Source organism: Amycolatopsis sp. NPDC098790, from assembly GCF_044759945.1.
Classification (GTDB): domain Bacteria; phylum Actinomycetota; class Actinomycetes; order Mycobacteriales; family Pseudonocardiaceae; genus Amycolatopsis.
The window spans coordinates 1,172,697-1,189,684 of the sequence record NZ_JBIWAI010000002.1 but is presented as its reverse complement, the minus strand read 5'-3'; the positions used below and the strand labels follow the sequence as shown (position 1 = coordinate 1,189,684).

Below are 16,988 nucleotides of genomic sequence, written 5' to 3'. Positions count from 1 at the left end.
TCTGGGTGGGGTGCCGGTGCCGGCTGGCGTTCCGGCAACCCTTTCAGCAGGTCTGGAGCGCGTGGACCTTGCGGCCGCCGAGGACCTCACGGCCGCCCAGCGCGCCCAGTTCCAGGACCACGGACACGCCGTCGACCTCGGCTCCGGCGTCCTCCAGGAGCTTGCCCGTCGCCGCGACCGTGCCGCCCGTCGCGAGGACGTCGTCCAGGATCGCCACCCGCTGGCCGGCCTTCACGACGCCGGCGGGCAGCTCGACCGTCGCCGTGCCGTACTCCAGCGCGTAGTCGACCCGGCCCGCGACCTGCGGCAGCTTGCCCGGCTTGCGGATCAGCACCACGCCGAGGCCGCGGGCGTACCCGACGGCCGCGGCGAGGAGGAACCCGCGGGCTTCCACACCCGCGAGCGCCTCGACACCGGGCTCCAGCGTTTCCGCCAGCGCGTCGGTCACCGCCTTGAACGCACCCGCGTCCGCGAAGAGCGGGCTCAGGTCGCGGAACAGCACGCCGGGCTCGGGGAAGTCCGGCACCTCGGCGATCAGGCCGAGGGCGTCGTCCAGCTCCACGTCAGCGCTTCCGCTTCCCGGCCGGCTTGCCCTGCGGACGCTGCTTCTGGATCCGGGCGGGAACGCTGGCCGCGGCCGCGTACGCCTTCTCCTTGCGCAGCTCCTTGGCCAGCGCGTCGTCGTCACCGGCGTCGAAGTCCTCGTCGCCCGCCGCCTTGCGCTCCTGGTTGACGCGGCGCTGGCGGACCCGCTCGGCTTGCTGCGCGTACTTCGGGTCGCGCATCTTGAAGTCGACCAGCAGCGGCGTGGCCAGCGCGACCGACGACAGGACGCCGACGAGCGTACCGGTCAGCTGCACCAGCGCCAGGTCCTGCAGCGTGCCCGAGCCGAGCAGCACGTACCCGACGACCAGCAGGCCCAGGATCGGCAGCAGCGCGATGAACGCCGTGTTGAACGACCGCATCAGGGTCTGGTTGAGCGCCAGGTTGGCGGCCTCGCCGTAGGTCCGGCGGGTCAGCCCGAGCAGGCCGCGCGTGTTCTCGCGGACCTTGTCGAACACCACCACCGTGTCGTACAGCGAGAACCCGAGGATCGTCAGCAGGCCGATCACGGTCGCCGGCGTGACCTCGAAGCCGATCAGCGAGTACACGCCGGCGGTGACGAGGATGTCGTGCAGCAGCGAGACGAGCGCCGCCGCGGCCATCCGCAGGTCGAAGTAGATCGCCAGGAAGATGACCACCGCGACGAGGAACACGCCGAGCGCGATCAGCGCCTTCTGCGAGATCTCGCCGCCCCAGGACGCACTCACCGCGCTGTCGCTGATCGCCTGCACGCTGGGCTGGCCGTTGCTGCCCTTCGGCCCCAGGTCCTGGAACAGGCCCTGCTTGACCTTCGCGACGTCGGCCGCGTTCAGCGTGTCGGTGCGGATCTGGATGGTCGACGCCGCACCGGTGCCGACCTTCTGCGCCTCGGCCGCCGGGCGGCCCAGCGCCTTCTCGAACGAGTCCTTCGCCTGCTGCTCGGTGATCACGCCGTGCGTGCCGTCGGCCGGCATCTGGATCTGCGTGCCGCCCTCGAACTCGATGCCGAGGTTGAAGCCGCGGATGATCATCGACGCGAGGCACACCAGCACCAGCGCGCCGAAGAAGACGTACCAGCGCTTGCGCTTGCCGACGACGTCGAAGGCGCCCGTGCCGACGTAGAGCCGGTGGAAGACGCTTTCCCTCTTGCCGGGCTTCGCCGCGACCTTGGCGTCGCCGTCGGCGTCCGTGCCCAGTTCTTCGACCCCCACGTCAGGCCTCCTTCACGTTCGCGCGGCCGACCGAGGTCGACTTCTTACGCTGCGAACCCACTTGCTGCACGGCGCCGAGGCCCAGGTTCCTCGGATTGGACAGGAACGCGTTCTTGGACGTGGACACCATGGCCACCAGCGGGTGCGTCACCAGGTACACGACGACGAGGTCGAGCACCGTGGACATGCCGAGGGTGAACGCGAAGCCCTGGACGTCCCCGACCGCGATCACGTACAGGATGGCCGCGGCCAGGAAGCTCACCGCGTCCGACGCCAGGATGGTGCGCCGGGCGCGGACCCAGCCGCGCGGCACCGCGGACCGGAACGTCCGGCCCTCCCGGATCTCGTCTTTCAGTCGTTCGAAGTAGATGACGAACGAGTCCGCCGTGATGCCGATCGCGATGATCAGGCCGGCGATGCCCGCGAGGTCCAGCGTGTAGCCGATCCAGCGGCCGAGCAGCACCAGCACCGCGAACACCAGCGCGCCGGACAGGGCCAGCGACAGGATGGTGAGCACGCCGAGCAGCCGGTAGTAGAACAGGCAGTAGACGAAGACGACCAGCAGGCCGATGCCGCCGGCGATCAGGCCCGCCTGCAGCGAGGCGAAGCCGAGGGTCGCCGACACCGTGGTCGCGTCCGAGGACGCGAACGACAGCGGCAGCGAGCCGTACTTGAGGATGTCCGAGAGGTCCTTCGCCTCGGACTGGGTGAACTTGCCGGTGATCTGGGTGTTGCCGTCGAGGATGGCCACCTGGATGTTCGGCGCCGACACGACCTGCGTGTCGAGGACGAACGCGGCCTGCTGGTTGACGTTCTTCGAGGTGAAGTCCGCCCAGATCTTGGTGCCCTCGCCCTTGAAGCTGAGGTTCACCACCCACTGGCCGCGCTGCTGGTCGTAGCCCGAGGTCGCGTCGGCGATCTCGGTGCCCGGCAGGAACTCCGGCTCCAGCAGGTACTTGTACGTGTCGTGGTCACCGCAGGCGACCAGCGGCAGCTTCGGGTCGTCGTTGCCCTCGAGCGGGTCCTTGGCGTTCGGGGCGCAGGTGAGCGCCGCCATCGCCTTCGCGAGGAGGTCCTGGTTCGGGGTGCCGTCCGCGCCGATCAGGTCCTTGTTCTGGCGGACCGCCTTCGCGGCCTGGATCTCCTGCGCGGTCTGCGCGTCCACGGAGCCGTCCGAGGGCGCCGGGGCCTGGCTCGACGACGGCGGCGGCGTGGTGCTGCTCGGCGGGGCCGGCGTGGTGCTCTGCTGCGGCGCGAGGGCGCCCGCGGCACCGCCACCACCGGCGGCCGGGCTCGACGGCGGCGCGCTCGACGAAGCGGCCGGCGGCGCGGAGCTGCTCGGCGCGCCCGAGGTCGGCGCACCGGAGGTCGGGGTGCCGGTGGCCGGCGGCGGCGTGGTCTGCGGCGGCACGACCGGCTGGGTCGCGTTCGCGACGACCTTGCGGAAGCCGAGCTTCGCGGTCTTGCCCAGGTTCTTCGCCTGGTCGCCCTGCTCGCCGGGGACGGTGATGACGACGTTGTTGCCGTCGAGGAGGACCTCGGTGCCGCTGACGCCGATCCCGTTGACGCGGCGCTCGATGATCTGGCGCGCCTGGTTCAGGGATTCCCGGGTGGGCTGGCCGCCGTCGGGCGTGCGGGCGGTGAGCGTGACCCGGGTGCCGCCTTGCAGGTCGATGCCCAGCTTCGGGGTCGGCTTGTGGTTGCCGGTGAGGAACACCAGCGCGTACAGCACGATCACGATCAGGGCGAAGAAGGCGAGATAGCGTCCCGGGCGGAGATGCCCGGCCGATGATGCCACGGTGCTTCGGTCTCCTCGGACTGGGTTGCCCCAACTATGCGGTGCCCGCCCGGAGGGTTACCGGGAGGGACTGTGTGCGATTCACTCCCGGGCACGGGTATGACGGCGGACACGCACGCAGCACCGAGACAGTACTCGGTGCTGCGTGAGCCCGGCGTGCGAGGCCACACCGACTTTCGTCGGGCGTTTCCGCGGCCCCGCCCCAGGGTGCCGCGGGGGCCTACTTCTTGCCGTGCTCCAGCGGCGGGGCGACCTGAGCCGTGGTCTGCGGCTCCTCGTCCTTGATGCCGGAGCTCGACTCGATGATCGGCTCTTCGGCGGGAGCCTCCGCCTCGTCCGCGGTGTCCTCGTCGGTCTCGACGACCGGCTCGACCTTCTCGCGGACCGCCAGCCGCAGCCAGGTGGTGACGACGCCGGGGGCGATCTCGATGTCGATCGTGTTGTCGCCCGAAGCGTCGGCGACGGTGCCGTAGAGACCGGAAGTGGTCATCACGCGGTCACCGGGGGCGATGCTGTTCTGCAGCTCCTGTTGCGCCGCCTGCTGCTTCTTCTGCTTCCGCGTGCTCATCACCAGCGGCACGGCGAGGACGAGCACGAGCAGCAGGGGCAGCAATAGCTGTTGCATGATTCTCCGTTCGACGGACACCGGGCCCAGCCGAAATGTCCGGTTTTTGGGTATGTGCTCCTGTCAAGTGTGCCAGGTACCAGCGCGGACGCCAGCACCCACCCGGCGGTTCGGGCCGCTCAGTCCTGCTCGAACGGCGACGGCCCGCCCTGGTCCGGGCGCCCCGGGAGGTCCGCGGGGGGCACCAAGCCGAGGTGTTCCCACGCGGTCGCGGTGGCGACCCGGCCGCGCGGGGTGCGGGCGAGCATACCGGCGCGCACGAGGTAGGGCTCACACACCTCTTCCACGGTGGTCGCCTCCTCGCCCACGGCCACCGCCAGGGTCGAGATGCCGACCGGTCCCCCGCCGAACGACCTGGTCAGCGCGGTGAGCACGGCCCGGTCGAGCCGGTCGAGACCCAGCTCGTCGACGTCGTAGACGGCCAGCGCGGCGCGGGCGACCTCGAGGGTCACCTTGCCGTCGGCGCGGACCTCGGCGTAGTCGCGGACGCGCCGCAGCAGCCGGTTCGCGATCCGGGGTGTGCCCCGCGAGCGGCCGGCGATCTCCGCGCAGCCGTCGCGGTCGATCGGGATGTCGAGGATGGTGGCCGCGCGGCGGACGACCAGCTCCAGCTCGGCGTCGGTGTAGAACTCCATCTGGCCGGTGAAGCCGAACCGGTCGCGCAGCGGGCCGGTCAGCGAACCGGACCGCGTGGTCGCCCCGACCAGCGTGAACGGGGCGATCTCCAGAGGGATGCTGGTCGCGCCCGGGCCCTTGCCGACGACGACGTCGACCCGGAAGTCCTCCATCGCGAGGTAGAGCATCTCCTCGGCGGGGCGGGCGATCCGGTGGATCTCGTCGATGAACAGGACGTCGCCCGGCGCCAGGTTGGACAGCATGGCGGCGAGGTCGCCGGCCCGTTCCAGCGCGGGTCCCGAGGTGATCCGGATGGCCGCGCCCAGCTCGGCGGCGACGATCATCGCCATCGACGTCTTGCCCAGCCCGGGCGGGCCCGACAGCAGGACGTGGTCGGGCGGCACGCCGCGGCGGCGCGCGCTCTCCAGCACCAGCTCCAGCTGCTCGCGCACGCGCGGCTGACCGACGAACTCGTCGAGCTTGCGGGGCCGCAGCGTGCCCTCGACGGTCTCCTCGCCGGTCTGGGCCCACGCCGAGAGGGCTTCTTCTTCCTCCACGGCTTCATACTCCACGGCCGCGCCTACCGCTTCCGGCCGAGGGTCGCCAGCGCGGCGCGCAGCACGCTCGCCGTCGTGTGGCCGTCACCGTCGGCGAGGACCTTGTCGACCGCCTGCTCGGCCTGCTTGGCCGGGAACCCGAGGCCGGCCAGCGCCTCGACGACCTCCGAGCGCAGCGCGCCGGGCGCGGTGACCGCGGGCGCGTCGCCGGAGCCGAGCGCGGTGACCTTGTCGCGCAGTTCGAGGGTGAGCCGCTCGGCGCCCTTGCGGCCGATGCCGGGCACCGAGGTCAGCACGGTGATGTTGCCTTCGACCAGCGCGGCGCGCAGCTTGTCCGGGTCCAGCACGGCCAGGGTGGCCAGCGCGAGCCGCGGCCCGATCCCGGACACCGTCTGCAGCAGCCCGAACAGCTCGCGCGCGTCGGCGTCGGCGAAACCGAACAGCGTCAGCGAGTCCTCGCGCACCACCAGGGCGGTGTGCAGGCGGACCTCTTCACCGCGGCGGAGCGTGGCGAGGGTCGCCGGGGTGGCCTGCACGGCCAAGCCCACTCCGCCGACCTCGACCACGACGTGGTCCAAGGCGACGATGAGGACTTCTCCGCGTACCGACGAGATCATCGCGCTGCTCCAGGGTTCTTGGCTCGTTTCGCCGCCGCGGCGAGGCGGGCTTTGTGGGTGCGGGCCATCTCGGCCGCGCGGGCTTCGGCTTCTGCGAGCCGGGCCCGCATCGGCTCGCGCCAGAGGTGGCAGATGGCCAGGGCGAGGGCGTCCGCGGCGTCGGCCGGGTGCGGCGCGACCTCGAGGTTGAGCAGCCGCATCACCATGGCGGTGACCTGCGCCTTGTCCGCCCGTCCGGAGCCGCTGACCGCGGCCTTGACCTCGCTCGGCGTGTGGAAGACGACGGGCAGGCCCCGGCGCGCGGCGGCCAGTGCGACGACGCCGCCGGCCTGCGCGGTGCCCATCGCGGTCCGGACGTTGTGCTGGGCGAAGACGCGCTCGACGGCCACGGCTTCCGGCTTGTACCGGTCCATCCAGCGCTCGACCTCGTCGGAGATGCCGAGCAGGCGGTGGGCCAGGTCGGCGTCGGGCGGCGTCCGCACGACGTCGACGGCGACGCAGCGGACGGCCCGGCCCTTGCCGCCGTCGACCACCCCCAGGCCGCACCTGGTCAGACCGGGGTCGACCCCGAGCACCCGCACCCGCTTTTCCCTCCGCCGCGAACATCCGTTCGAGTTCGCAGGCTACTGGGCGCTCCTGCGGCAGGATGGAGGACATGCCGGAGCCGTCGGATTTCGTCACCCACCTGGGGCTCGAGCCCTTGCCGGTCGAGGGCGGGCGGTGGGCGCAGAGCTGGCGCTCGGCCACCGGGTCCGCGATCTACTACCTGCTCGAAGCGCCGGAGCGCTCGGCGCCGCACCGGCTGGACCGCACCGAGGTCTGGGTGCACCACGCGGGCGCGCCGGCCGCGATGCTGCTGCTGCACCCGGACGGCTCGGTCGAGCGGCCGGTACTGGGCACCGACGTCGCCGCCGGGCAGCGGCCGCAGGTCGTCGTGCCGGCCGGGACGTGGCAGGCCGCCCGCACGCGCGGGTCGTGGAGCTTGCTGGGCACGGTCGTGGTGCCGCCCTACATCGACGACTGCGTGGAGTTCGCGCCGCCTTCCGAGCTGGCCGGGCGGTACCCGGAAGCGGCCGCCGACCTGCGGGAGTTCTAGGGGCCGTCGACGCCCGGGGTCCAGCTTTCGGGGTCGCCGCTCTCGGTCAGCACGAGCTGCCACCGGTCGAAGCCCTCGGGCGCGTCCGGGTGCCACGGGAACTTGCCCTCCGGCGTCGCGACGATCAGCTGCAGCGCCGGGAAGTCGCCGTCCGGGTAGATCAGGAAGGCCGTGCCGAAGTACTCGGGGTAGTGGCCCTTGTTGACGCGCTCGAGGACGACGGGAACGCCCTCGAAGAAGTCGTCGTAGCGGCGGCCGACCTCGAAGATCTCGCCGTTGGCCGCGCGGTCGACGTAGGCGTCGAGCAGCACCTGGCCCATTTGGTCGGGCAGCCCGACCACGACGGCTTCCGGCACGTGGTGCAGCGCCCACGCGCAGGCGGTGAAGCAGTAGCCGGCGCCCTCGTCGTCCCCGGCGACCGTGATGACCGCGTTGCCGCGTTCCTTCGCCTGCGTCTCGATCCACTCGATGAGGCGCAGTTCTTCGGCGGAGAGTTCCGCGGTGATGTCGGCGGAGGCGGGGGTCGTCGAGGTCACGGCGCACATTCTGCCTGAGGATCCGGCGAGAACACAGGGCCCGGGCCGGAAAGTTTCCGGCCCGGGCCCCGATTCCCTGCCAGGCAAGGGAAAACTCAGCCGACCTCGGCGAGCACCTCGTCCGACACGTCGAAGTTCGCATAGACGTTCTGGACGTCGTCGCAGTCTTCGAGGGCGTCGATCAGCTTGAAGACCTTCTTCGCGCCGTCGGCGTCCAGGGGGACGCTGACGGTCGGGAGGAACGTCAGCTCCGCCGACTCGTACTCGAAGCCGGCCTCCTGCAGGGCCTTGCGCACCGGCACCAGGTCGCCGCCCTCGGAGACGATCTCGAAGCTCTCGTCGAGGTCGTTGACCTCTTCGGCGCCCGCGTCGAGGACCGCCATGAGGACGTCGTCCTCGGTGGCTTCGGCCTTCGGCATCAGCACGACGCCCTTGCGGTTGAACATGTAGGCGACCGAGCCCGGGTCGGCGAGGGAACCGCCGTTGCGGGTGAGCGCGGTGCGGACCTCCATCGCGGCGCGGTTCTTGTTGTCGGTCAGGCACTCGATCAGCACCGCCACGCCGTTGGGGCCGTAGCCCTCGTACGTGATGTTCTGCCAGTCGGCGCCACCGGCCTCTTCACCGGCGCCGCGCTTGCGGGCGCGCTCGATGTTGTCCTGCGGGACCGAGTTCTTCTTGGCCTTCTGGATGGCGTCGTAGAGCGTCGGGTTGCCGTCCGGGTCGCCACCACCGGTGCCCGTGCGGGCGGCCACCTCGATGTTCTTGATCAACCGCGCGAAGAGCTTGCCGCGCTTCGCGTCGAGGTTGGCCTTCTTGTGCTTCGTGGTGGCCCACTTGGAGTGGCCGCTCATCTCTCCTCCATCTGTTCCGTACCCCGGCCGGGCACCGCGTCTCAGGCTGCCTTCCGCGCGAGGTCGACGAACAGCCGGTGCACCCGCACGTCGGGCGTCAGCTCCGGGTGGAACGCGGTCGCCAGCACCGCCCCCTGCCGGACCGCGACGATCCTAGCGGTGTCGCCGTCCAAGCCGGGCACGCCGCTGACGGTGGCCAGCACCTCGACGCCGTCACCGGCCTTCTCGACCCAGGGAGCCCGGATGAAGACGGCGCGCACTTCTCCGTCGACCCCGGCGAAGTCGAGGTCGGCCTCGAAGGAGTCGACCTGCCTGCCGAAGGCGTTGCGCCGCACGACGACGTCGAGCCCGCCGAGCTGCTGCTGGTCGGGCCGCCCGTCGAGGGTCTGCCGGGCCAGCAGGATCATCCCGGCGCACGAGCCGAAGGCGGGCATGCCCTCGGCGATCCGCGCCTTGAGCGGCTCGAGCAGTTCGAACGTCTCGAGCAGCTTCGACATGGTGGTCGATTCGCCACCGGGCAGCACCAGACCGTCCACTTCGGACAGCTCACCGGCCCGCCGCACGGGCGTGGCGCGCGCACCGGCTTCTTCCAGCATGGCGACGTGCTCCCGCACGGCACCTTGCATGGCGAGCACACCGATGACCGGTTCCGACGACACCCGACCTCCCGAAAGACCTTCCCACCAGCCTAGACGCACTCCCCCGCCCGCTTCCCGGCAGGTCAGCCCGGTCGCGGCCGGCCGGACCCGGGCGCCCCGATGCGGCCTTGGTTGCGTCTCACGCACCCAAGGCGGCCTTCGGTGCGTCTGACGCACCGAAGGCCGCCTTGGGGGGCTGGCAACCGGCCAACAGCAGCGCGAACCGGCCCAGCCGGACGGCTCACGGAATCCCGGCCAGCCTCAGCAGCGCCGCCGTGGCCGCGGCGGCCACCACCACCAGCACGAACGGCGCCTTCCGCCACGCCAGCACCCCCGCCACCAGCACCCCGGCCGGCCGGGCGAAGCCGGCGAACCCGTGTCCCTCCGTCAGCGCGCTCACCGCGACCAGCGCCGCCAGCAGCACCACCGCGGCCAGCGCCATCAACCTCTCCGCCCGCGGCGACAGCTTCACCCGGCTGCGCAGCACCGGGCCGGCGAACCGGAACGCGAACGTCCCCAGCGCCAGCACCGCCGTGCCGATCAGCAGTTCCACCCCGTCCATCAGGCCACCTCCTGCGGTTCCGGTTCCTTCGCGAGCGCTCCCACCACGACGCCGGCCAGCGCGAGCAGCACCGGCAGCCCGGCCGGCAGGAACGGCGTCGCGGCCAGCGCGACCACCACCCCGACCAGCACCGGCAGCCGCGCCGCGCGGTCGCGCAGGGACGGCAGCACCAGGGCCAGCAGCACCGCCGGGAACGCCGCGTCGAGGCCGAACACGTCCGTGTCGCTGATCGCCGTCCCCGCGAACGCGCCCGCGACCACGCCGAGGTTCCAGCACACGAACAGGCCGGCCCCGCACACCCAGTACGCCGCCCGGCGCGCGCCCGCCTCGCGCTGGGCCAGCGCGAACGCCACCGACTCGTCGATCATCAGGTGGCTGCCCGCCAGCCGGGCGGCCCACCGCTCGCCCAGCGCGTCGCCGATCGCGAAGCCGAATGGCAGGTGCCGCGCGTTCGCCAGCAGCCCCGCGAGCACCGCGGCGAACGGGTTGCCGCCCGCGGCCACGATCCCGATGAACATGAACTGCGACGCGCCGGCGAAGACCAGCAGCGACATCAGCATCGGCAGCCACAGCGGGAAGCCCGAGCTCACCGCGATGGCCCCGTAGGACACGCCCACGAGACAATCGGCCAAGCAGACCAGGCCGATGTCGCGGGCCAGGCCCCGATCGAGTGTTCGCCATATCGAACGCATGTGTTCTATGGTGAACACAGGGACCCGTGTTCGTCAAGGCGAACAGAACGACCGATGGAGCGAACAGCAATGTCGCAGGAAACGACGGGTGCGCCGCTGGAGATCATCGCGGCGTCCCTGCGCCGCGAACGGACCCGCGCGGGCTTGTCCCTGACCGAGGTCGCACGCCGCGCCGGGCTGGCCAAGTCGACGCTGTCCCAGCTCGAGTCCGGCACCGGCAACCCCAGCGTCGAAACGCTCTGGGCGCTCGGCGTCGCCCTCGACGTCCCGTTCTCGCGGCTGGTCGAACCCGAACGGCCGAAGGTCCGCGTCATCCGGGCGGGCAAGGGCCCGACGGTGTTCGCCGAACACGCCGACTACGCGTGCACACTGCTGTCAGCGTGTCCCCCGTCCGCGCGGCGCGACATGTACCTCATCCGGGCGGAACCGGGCACGCCGCGACGGTCCGACCCGCACATGACCGGCGTGATGGAGCACATCGTGCTGTGCGCGGGCCGCGCCCGGGTGGGCGTGCTGGAGGCCCCGGAGGAGCTGAACCCCGGCGACTACATCTCCTACCCGGGCGACGTCCCGCACATCTTCGAAGCCCTCGAGCCGGGCACTTACGGCGTCGAGATCTCCGAGTACGTCTAGGAAGTCACCAGCCTTCCACAGGCCGCCGACTGAGATTGACTCGCCGGCCGCGGCGAGCACGTGCACTCCGTCGGCAGGCTTGTCGAACCGCGCCGTGCAATGGGCGTTGGCGACCGCAGCGCGGCAGAAGTCGTATCCGGGAGGGCGGCACCGACGGTGCGCCTGGTCACGGCGGCGGCCGGCGCCAAACTCAGCACGCAAGGAGGCCCCGTGGACAACCGTCCACGGGGCCTCTCGATCAACCGAACTGTCTCACCAGCCGCGCTCGGCGAGGCGGTGCGGTTCCGGGAGCTCCTCGACGTTGATCCCCACCATCGCCTCGCCCAAGCCGCGCGAGACCTTCGCCAGCACGTCCGGGTCGTCGTAGAACGTCGTCGCCTTGACGATCGCCTCGGCGCGCTGGGCCGGGTTGCCCGACTTGAAGATGCCGGACCCGACGAACACGCCCTCCGCGCCCAGCTGCATCATCATCGCCGCGTCGGCCGGGGTGGCGATGCCGCCCGCCGTGAACAGCACCACCGGCAGCTTGCCGTTCGCCGCCACCTCGCGGACCAGCTCGTACGGTGCCTGCAGCTCCTTCGCCGCGACGAACAGCTCGTCCTCCGGCAGCGAGGTCAGCCGCCGGATCTCCTGCCGGATCTGGCGCATGTGGGTGGTCGCGTTGGAGACGTCGCCGGTGCCGGCCTCGCCCTTCGAGCGGATCATCGCCGCGCCCTCGGTGATGCGGCGCAGGGCCTCGCCCAGGTTGGTCGCGCCGCAGACGAAGGGGACCGTGAACGCCCACTTGTCGATGTGGTTGGCGTAGTCGGCCGGGGTGAGCACCTCGGACTCGTCCACGTAGTCGACGCCGAGGGACTGCAGCACCTGCGCCTCGACGAAGTGGCCGATGCGGGCCTTCGCCATCACCGGGATCGAGACGGCCTCGATGATGCCGTCGATCAGGTCGGGGTCGCTCATCCGCGCGACGCCGCCCTGGGCGCGGATGTCGGCGGGCACGCGCTCCAGCGCCATCACCGCGACCGCGCCGGCGTCTTCGGCGATCTTGGCCTGGTCGGCGGTGACCACGTCCATGATCACGCCGCCCTTGAGCATCTCGGCCATGCCGCGCTTCACCTTGGCGGTGCCGGTGACGGACTGGACGGTGCCGCTGGTGGCGGTGGTCTGCTGCTCGGACACGACGGGGCCTTTCCACAAGGAGAACAGGGGGTGACGAATCCGAGGGTAGGTCCGTGGTGGACCCTTCAAGCAGGCCAGTACGCGGGTATCTCAGGAGTCCACTTCCGGCACGCCCGCGACCAGGACTTCCGCGGCCCGCGTGCGCGCGTAGAGCACGTGACGTCCGGCACGGTGCCCGCTGACCAGGCCCGCGGCCTTCAGGGCGCCCAGGTGCTGCGACACGGCCCCCGCGCTGAGCCGGGTCCGGCGGGCGAGCTCGGCGGTGGACGCCGGCGCGGTCAGCTCGGTCAGCAGCATGGCCCGGCCGCGGCCGATGACGGCGGCCAGCGCGCCGGGCGCGGTGGCCGTGCCGTCCTCCCAGAGCGTGGCGATCCCGCGCGGCGGGTAGCGCAGCACCGGCTGCCACCGCGGGTCGGTCTTCGAGAACACCCGCGGCCAGACGAACGCCGAGGGCACGAGCACCAGGCCGCGCCCGTCGAGCGGCACGGCCGCGTGCAGGTGGCGGTGCGCGACCGTGAGCGTGCCGCCCTGCCACCGGACCAGCGGCGTCAGGTCGTTGAACAGCTCCGCGGCGCCGCCCTGGGCCAGCATCCGCGACCGGTGCAGCACGTCGGCCTCGAGCAGCGCGCGGATGCGCGGCCAGTCGTGGGCGAGCACGAGGTCCCAGTAGCGCTCCATCAGCGTCGCGAGCCGATCGAGGCCGGCCTCGGGGTCGCGGTGGAAGCGGTTCAGCGCGGGCGTGCGCGGGCCGGCCATCGCGTCCAGCTCGCGCCGGGCGACGCGGGCCGGCACGTCGCGCAGGTCCGCCAGCTCGTCGGCGAGGTCGGGCAGCGGCGTCGACGGCGTGGCGGCCAGGAAACCGGGCAGGTGCCGCAGCGGGACGAGGTCGCGCAGCAGCCCGATGTCCAGCCCGGCCTCGCCGAGCGCCGCGTTCGCGCGCTTGACCCACGGCAGGTGCAGCGCGTGCTCCCCCGGCTGGTTCAGGACGCGGACGCTCGCCACGATCTCCCACGCCGGCGAGAACGCGAACCGGGTGTGCGCCAGGTCCTCTGTGGAGAATGCCAGGTCGAGCACGCGCTGCCTCTCTGCCGAAATTCCGCGCAGTCTACGTCTCTCCCAAGTGGACAGTCGAGCGGGGCGCCGAAAGCCCTTGCGGGAAAGCGAAAATTCCTCGCGCGTCATACTTCCGGGCGACAGTGCGCAGCCGCGGCAGGTTCACGCCGTAGTACGCCTCGGCCCAGTCCGGCATCTCCGGATCGAGGTAGTTGACGTAGCCGGTGCGCCCGAACTCCGGCCCGAGCCCGTCGCGCACCGCGGCGAGCGACCGCCGCGCGCCGGCCTCGCCGCCTTCCGCGGGCGCCGCGCCGTGCAGGAACTGGAGGCTGGCGAGCGCGCTCCGGTACGGGAACGCCGTTTCCCGGGCGCCGACGCGCGCGATCGCGCCGCCCGCCGAGTCGACGATCGTGCGGACACCCGGGTCGCGCGTCAGCACCGCGACGACCGCGCCCGGGTCGGCGAGCGGCCGGGTCAGCATCCGCGACGTGCCGATGTAGGTCCCCCGGTCGGCGGCCGCCGAGGGCCGGGATTCCTGGTCGTCGAACGACCGCATGGCCGTCAGGTGGTCCTGGACGCCCTCGTCCCACCTGGTCGGTGCCGTGCCGACGTGGCGGACGAGGTCTTCCAGCAGTGCGTGCAGCCGCGCCCGGGGCCCGAGGAACGTCCCGCCGAGCGTGGCTTCGTTCCACGCCAGCCCCATCCCCGACCACAGCTCGTCCGGCGCCGCCGGCTGCCACTCCTGCCACGCGGCGAGCAGCGCGGCCCCGGCGGCGGGCGGGAACTCGAGGGCGAAGGTGGCGACGTCGGCGACCGGCACCGTCCGGAAGGTGAAGCCGGTGACGATCCCGAAGTTCCCGCCACCGCCGCCGCGCAGCGCCCAGAACAGGTCCGGCTCCGCGGTCGCCGACACCGTCCGCACCCGCCCGTCGGCCGTCACGATCCGCGCCGCCTCGATGTGGTCGCACGTCAGCCCGTACTTGCGGTCGAGCACGCCGACCCCGCCGCCGAGGGCGAGCCCGGCGATGCCGACCGTGCCGCAGCTGCCCGCCGGCAGGACCCGGCCGGCCGCCGCGAGCGTCGTCGCGATCGGCTCCAGCCGGGCACCGGCGCCGATCACCGCGCGACCGTCCGGGCGCACCTCGATGCCGGAAAACCGGCTGAGGTCCACGACGATCCCGCCGTCCACTGTGGAATAACCCGGGTAGCTGTGCCCGCCGCTGCGGGCCGCCACCGGGAGGCGGTGCCGCGCGGCGAAGCCGACGGCCTCCTGGACGTCCTCGACGCGCGCGGCGCCGACGACCGCCGCCGGCACCCGGTCGTCGTACATCGTGAAGAAACCCTGTTTGGCTTCCGGGTAGCCCTGGTCGCCCGGGCGGAACAGCGGGCCGGAGAGCCGCTTCCGGAGCCGCTCCCAATCGTCCGGCGGCGGCCACCCCGCCAGGCCCGCCACCGGCACCGCTCCGGAAACCCGCAAGAAAGCCCGCCTGTCCACGTCACTCCCCCTGCCCGTGTCCCCCGGGCATTCGGCTGGTCCCGGGGACCTTGCCTTGCCGTGACCAGGGTAGCGGGTGTGTGATCGAGGACACATCCCGTCCACCAGCCGTTCGCCGAGGAGTCGTCATGGCAGACAAACAAGCCAAGAACGCCGACACCGGGGCCGCCGTCGCTGTAAACGACCCCGCCAAGGTGCGCAACGTCGTGCTCGTCGGCCCGTCCGGCTCGGGGAAGACGACCCTCACGGAGGCCTTGCTGGCGGCGTCCGGCACCGTCCCGCGCGCGGGCTCGGTGGTGGAGGGGACGACGGTGTGCGACCACGACCCGGCGGCGGTGCGCCAGCAGCGGTCGGTCGGCCTTTCGGTCGCGCCGGTGCTGCACCAGGGCCACAAGATCAACCTGATCGACACGCCCGGGTACGCCGACTTCGTCGGAGAACTGCGGGCCGGGCTGCGCGCGGCCGACGCGGCGCTGTTCGTCGTCTGCGCCGCCGAAGGCGTCGACGCGGCCACGGTCGCGGTGTGGGAAGAGTGCGCGGCGGTCGGGATGCCGCGCGCGGTCGTCGTCTCCCGGCTCGACCACCACCGGGCCGACGCGATGGCCGAGATCGCCGCCTGCCAGGCCGCGTTCGGCGACGGCGTGCTGCCGCTGTACCTCCCCGCCGGCGACGGCCTGGTCGGGCTGATCACCCAGCGGTACTTCGACTACTCCGGCGGGCACCCGCCGAAGCTCGGCGAGCCCGACCCGGCCGACCTCGAGCGGATGGCCGAGGCCCGCAACGAGCTCATCGAAGGGATCATCGCCGAGAGCGAGGACGAGTCCCTGATGGACCGCTACCTCGCCGGCGAGGAGATCGCCGAGGAAACCCTCATCGCCGACCTCGAAACCGCCGTCGCGCGCGGGTCGTTCCACCCGGTCATCCCGGTCTGCGCGACCAGCGGGATCGGCCTGGCCGAGGTGCTCGACGGGATCGTCCGCGCGTTCCCCTCGCCGCTGGAGCACAAGCCACCCGACGTCACCACGCCGGACGGCGCGGAGCACGCGGCCATCACGGCCGACCCCGCGGGACCCCTCGCCGCGGAGGTCGTCCGGACGGCCGTCGACTCCTACGTCGGCCGGGTGTCCCTCGTCCGGGTGTTCTCCGGGACGCTGCGGCCCGAGCGGCCGGTGCACGTGTCCGGGCACGGCCTCGCCGAACGCGGCCACGAGGACCACGACGCCGACGAGCGCGTCGCGCACCTCTACTCCCCGCTCGGCGCGAACCTGCGGGAAGTGCCCTACTGCGTCGCGGGCGACCTCTGCGCGCTGACGAAGGTCGGCTCGGCCGAGACCGGCGACACCGTCTCCTCGCCGGACGAGCCGCTGCTGATGGAACCGTGGGCGATGCCGGAGCCGCTGCTGCCGGTGGCGGTGGTCGCGAAGACCCGCAGCGACGAGGACACCCTCGCCCGCAACCTTTCCCGCCTCGTCGCCGGCGACCCGACGCTGCGGCTGGACCGCAACGCCGAGACCGCGCAGCTGGTGCTGTGGTGCATGGGCGAGGCCCACGCCGACGTCGTCCTCTCGCGGCTGCGCGCGGGCGGCGCCGACGTCGAGACCGAACCGGTGAAGATCAGCCTGCGCTCGACGTTCTCCAAGCCGGCCAAGGGACACGGGCGGCACGTGAAGCAGTCCGGCGGGCACGGCCAGTTCGCCGTCTGCGACATCGAGGTCGAGCCGCTGCCGCGCGGCGGCGGGTTCCAGTTCGTCGACAAGGTCGTCGGCGGCTCGGTACCCCACCAGTTCATCCCGAGCGTCGAGAAGGGCGTGCGGGCCCAGCTGGCGCGCGGGCTGGCCGACGGCCACCCGGTGGTCGACGTGAAGGTGACGCTGGTCGACGGGAAGGCCCACAGCGTCGACTCCTCCGACGCGGCGTTCCAGACGGCGGGTGCGCTGGCGTTGCGCGAAGCGGCGGCGAACGGGCACATCACGATGCTGGAGCCCCTGGAGGAGGTGGCGATCCGGCTGCCGGACGAGCACCTCGGCACGGTGCTGGGCGACCTGTCCTCGCGCCGGGGCCGGGTGCTGGGCACCGAAGCCGGCGACGGCGGCCGGACGGTGATCCGCGCGGAGGTCCCGGCGACGGAACTGGTCCGCTACCTGATCGACCTGCGCTCCATGACGTCGGGCACGGCGACGTTCACCCGCCGCCACGCGCGCTTCGAGCCGATGCCGGAAGGGATGGCGGTCCACTGACCCCGTCGTGAGTG

The 16,988-nt window shown here is 72.3% G+C and carries 18 protein-coding genes; 3 read left to right on the top strand and 15 right to left on the bottom strand.

Annotated elements, in window-relative coordinates; translation table 11 throughout:
* Nucleotides 1-43: 43 nt before the first annotated feature.
* From ACIQWX_RS19265 to ruvC, 7 genes are all read right to left on the bottom strand, one after another.
* Entirely contained in the window at nucleotides 44-562 is a 519-nt protein-coding gene (locus ACIQWX_RS19265) for an adenine phosphoribosyltransferase (protein WP_400872406.1), read from the bottom strand.
* A 1-nt stretch (nucleotide 563) separates the two neighbouring features.
* A complete protein-coding gene (secF, locus tag ACIQWX_RS19260) occupies nucleotides 564-1,793 on the bottom strand; it encodes a protein translocase subunit SecF (protein WP_400872403.1) in 1,230 nt (409 codons plus the stop codon).
* Nucleotide 1,794: 1 nt separating this feature from the next.
* Complete coding sequence (gene secD, locus ACIQWX_RS19255) at nucleotides 1,795-3,591, bottom strand: protein translocase subunit SecD (protein WP_400872400.1); 1,797 nt, start codon at nucleotides 3,589-3,591, stop codon at nucleotides 1,795-1,797.
* Between the two features lie 220 nt (nucleotides 3,592-3,811).
* A complete protein-coding gene (yajC, locus tag ACIQWX_RS19250; RefSeq protein ID WP_400872398.1) occupies nucleotides 3,812-4,216 on the bottom strand; it encodes a preprotein translocase subunit YajC in 405 nt (134 codons plus the stop codon).
* Between the two features lie 119 nt (nucleotides 4,217-4,335).
* The gene (ruvB, locus tag ACIQWX_RS19245) at nucleotides 4,336-5,403 is read right to left on the bottom strand and encodes a Holliday junction branch migration DNA helicase RuvB (RefSeq protein ID WP_400872396.1); all 1,068 of its coding nucleotides are present in this window, start codon (nucleotides 5,401-5,403) and stop codon (nucleotides 4,336-4,338) included.
* Between the two features lie 8 nt (nucleotides 5,404-5,411).
* Nucleotides 5,412-6,005, bottom strand: a complete 594-nt coding sequence (gene ruvA / locus ACIQWX_RS19240) for a Holliday junction branch migration protein RuvA (RefSeq protein WP_400872393.1) — start codon at nucleotides 6,003-6,005, stop codon at nucleotides 5,412-5,414.
* On the bottom strand, nucleotides 6,002-6,586 hold the full coding sequence (gene ruvC, locus ACIQWX_RS19235) for a crossover junction endodeoxyribonuclease RuvC (RefSeq protein ID WP_400872391.1): 585 nt from the start codon (nucleotides 6,584-6,586) through the stop codon (nucleotides 6,002-6,004). Before ruvC ends, ruvA begins: the two co-directional genes overlap by 4 nt.
* 74 nt (nucleotides 6,587-6,660) lie before the next feature.
* On the opposite strand from ruvC, the gene ACIQWX_RS19230 reads away from it, so the two are divergent.
* Nucleotides 6,661-7,101 carry a cupin domain-containing protein gene (locus tag ACIQWX_RS19230; protein ID WP_400872388.1) on the top strand — a complete coding sequence of 147 codons (441 nt, stop codon included), beginning with the start codon at nucleotides 6,661-6,663 and terminating at the stop codon, nucleotides 7,099-7,101.
* Here ACIQWX_RS19230 and ACIQWX_RS19225 read toward each other — a convergent pair.
* The 5 genes from ACIQWX_RS19225 to ACIQWX_RS19205 all read right to left on the bottom strand — a co-directional run bounded on the left by ACIQWX_RS19225 (nucleotide 7,098) and on the right by ACIQWX_RS19205 (nucleotide 10,380).
* On the bottom strand, nucleotides 7,098-7,646 hold the full coding sequence (locus tag ACIQWX_RS19225) for a DUF4262 domain-containing protein (RefSeq protein ID WP_400872385.1): 549 nt from the start codon (nucleotides 7,644-7,646) through the stop codon (nucleotides 7,098-7,100). The two genes, ACIQWX_RS19230 and ACIQWX_RS19225, sit on opposite strands and share 4 nt — an antisense overlap.
* 86 nt (nucleotides 7,647-7,732) lie before the next feature.
* Entirely contained in the window at nucleotides 7,733-8,488 is a 756-nt protein-coding gene (locus tag ACIQWX_RS19220) for a YebC/PmpR family DNA-binding transcriptional regulator (RefSeq protein WP_086675256.1), read from the bottom strand.
* Between the two features lie 41 nt (nucleotides 8,489-8,529).
* The gene (gene pdxT, locus ACIQWX_RS19215) at nucleotides 8,530-9,147 is read right to left on the bottom strand and encodes a pyridoxal 5'-phosphate synthase glutaminase subunit PdxT (RefSeq protein WP_400872381.1); all 618 of its coding nucleotides are present in this window, start codon (nucleotides 9,145-9,147) and stop codon (nucleotides 8,530-8,532) included.
* A 220-nt stretch (nucleotides 9,148-9,367) separates the two neighbouring features.
* Nucleotides 9,368-9,688 carry an AzlD domain-containing protein gene (locus tag ACIQWX_RS19210; protein WP_400872378.1) on the bottom strand — a complete coding sequence of 107 codons (321 nt, stop codon included), beginning with the start codon at nucleotides 9,686-9,688 and terminating at the stop codon, nucleotides 9,368-9,370.
* A complete protein-coding gene (locus ACIQWX_RS19205; RefSeq protein WP_400872375.1) occupies nucleotides 9,688-10,380 on the bottom strand; it encodes an AzlC family ABC transporter permease in 693 nt (230 codons plus the stop codon). Before ACIQWX_RS19205 ends, ACIQWX_RS19210 begins: the two co-directional genes overlap by 1 nt.
* A gap of 69 nt (nucleotides 10,381-10,449) precedes the next feature.
* Between ACIQWX_RS19205 and ACIQWX_RS19200 the strand changes: the two genes are divergently transcribed.
* Nucleotides 10,450-11,013 carry a helix-turn-helix domain-containing protein gene (locus ACIQWX_RS19200; protein ID WP_086675259.1) on the top strand — a complete coding sequence of 188 codons (564 nt, stop codon included), beginning with the start codon at nucleotides 10,450-10,452 and terminating at the stop codon, nucleotides 11,011-11,013.
* 252 nt (nucleotides 11,014-11,265) lie between these two features.
* Here ACIQWX_RS19200 and pdxS read toward each other — a convergent pair whose 3' ends face one another.
* The 3 genes from pdxS to ACIQWX_RS19185 form a co-directional block, all read right to left on the bottom strand.
* Nucleotides 11,266-12,189, bottom strand: a complete 924-nt coding sequence (pdxS, locus tag ACIQWX_RS19195) for a pyridoxal 5'-phosphate synthase lyase subunit PdxS (RefSeq protein ID WP_400872371.1) — start codon at nucleotides 12,187-12,189, stop codon at nucleotides 11,266-11,268.
* Nucleotides 12,190-12,279: 90 nt separating this feature from the next.
* A complete protein-coding gene (locus ACIQWX_RS19190) occupies nucleotides 12,280-13,263 on the bottom strand; it encodes a DUF5937 family protein (RefSeq protein WP_400872368.1) in 984 nt (327 codons plus the stop codon).
* 31 nt (nucleotides 13,264-13,294) lie between these two features.
* Nucleotides 13,295-14,737: an FAD-binding oxidoreductase gene (locus ACIQWX_RS19185; protein WP_400872366.1), complete on the bottom strand. Its 1,443-nt coding sequence runs from the start codon at nucleotides 14,735-14,737 to the stop codon at nucleotides 13,295-13,297.
* Nucleotides 14,738-14,865: 128 nt separating this feature from the next.
* Here ACIQWX_RS19185 and ACIQWX_RS19180 point away from each other — a divergent pair, with 128 nt between their 5' ends.
* Complete coding sequence (locus ACIQWX_RS19180; protein WP_400872363.1) at nucleotides 14,866-16,974, top strand: elongation factor G-like protein EF-G2; 2,109 nt, start codon at nucleotides 14,866-14,868, stop codon at nucleotides 16,972-16,974.
* Nucleotides 16,975-16,988 lie beyond the last annotated feature (14 nt).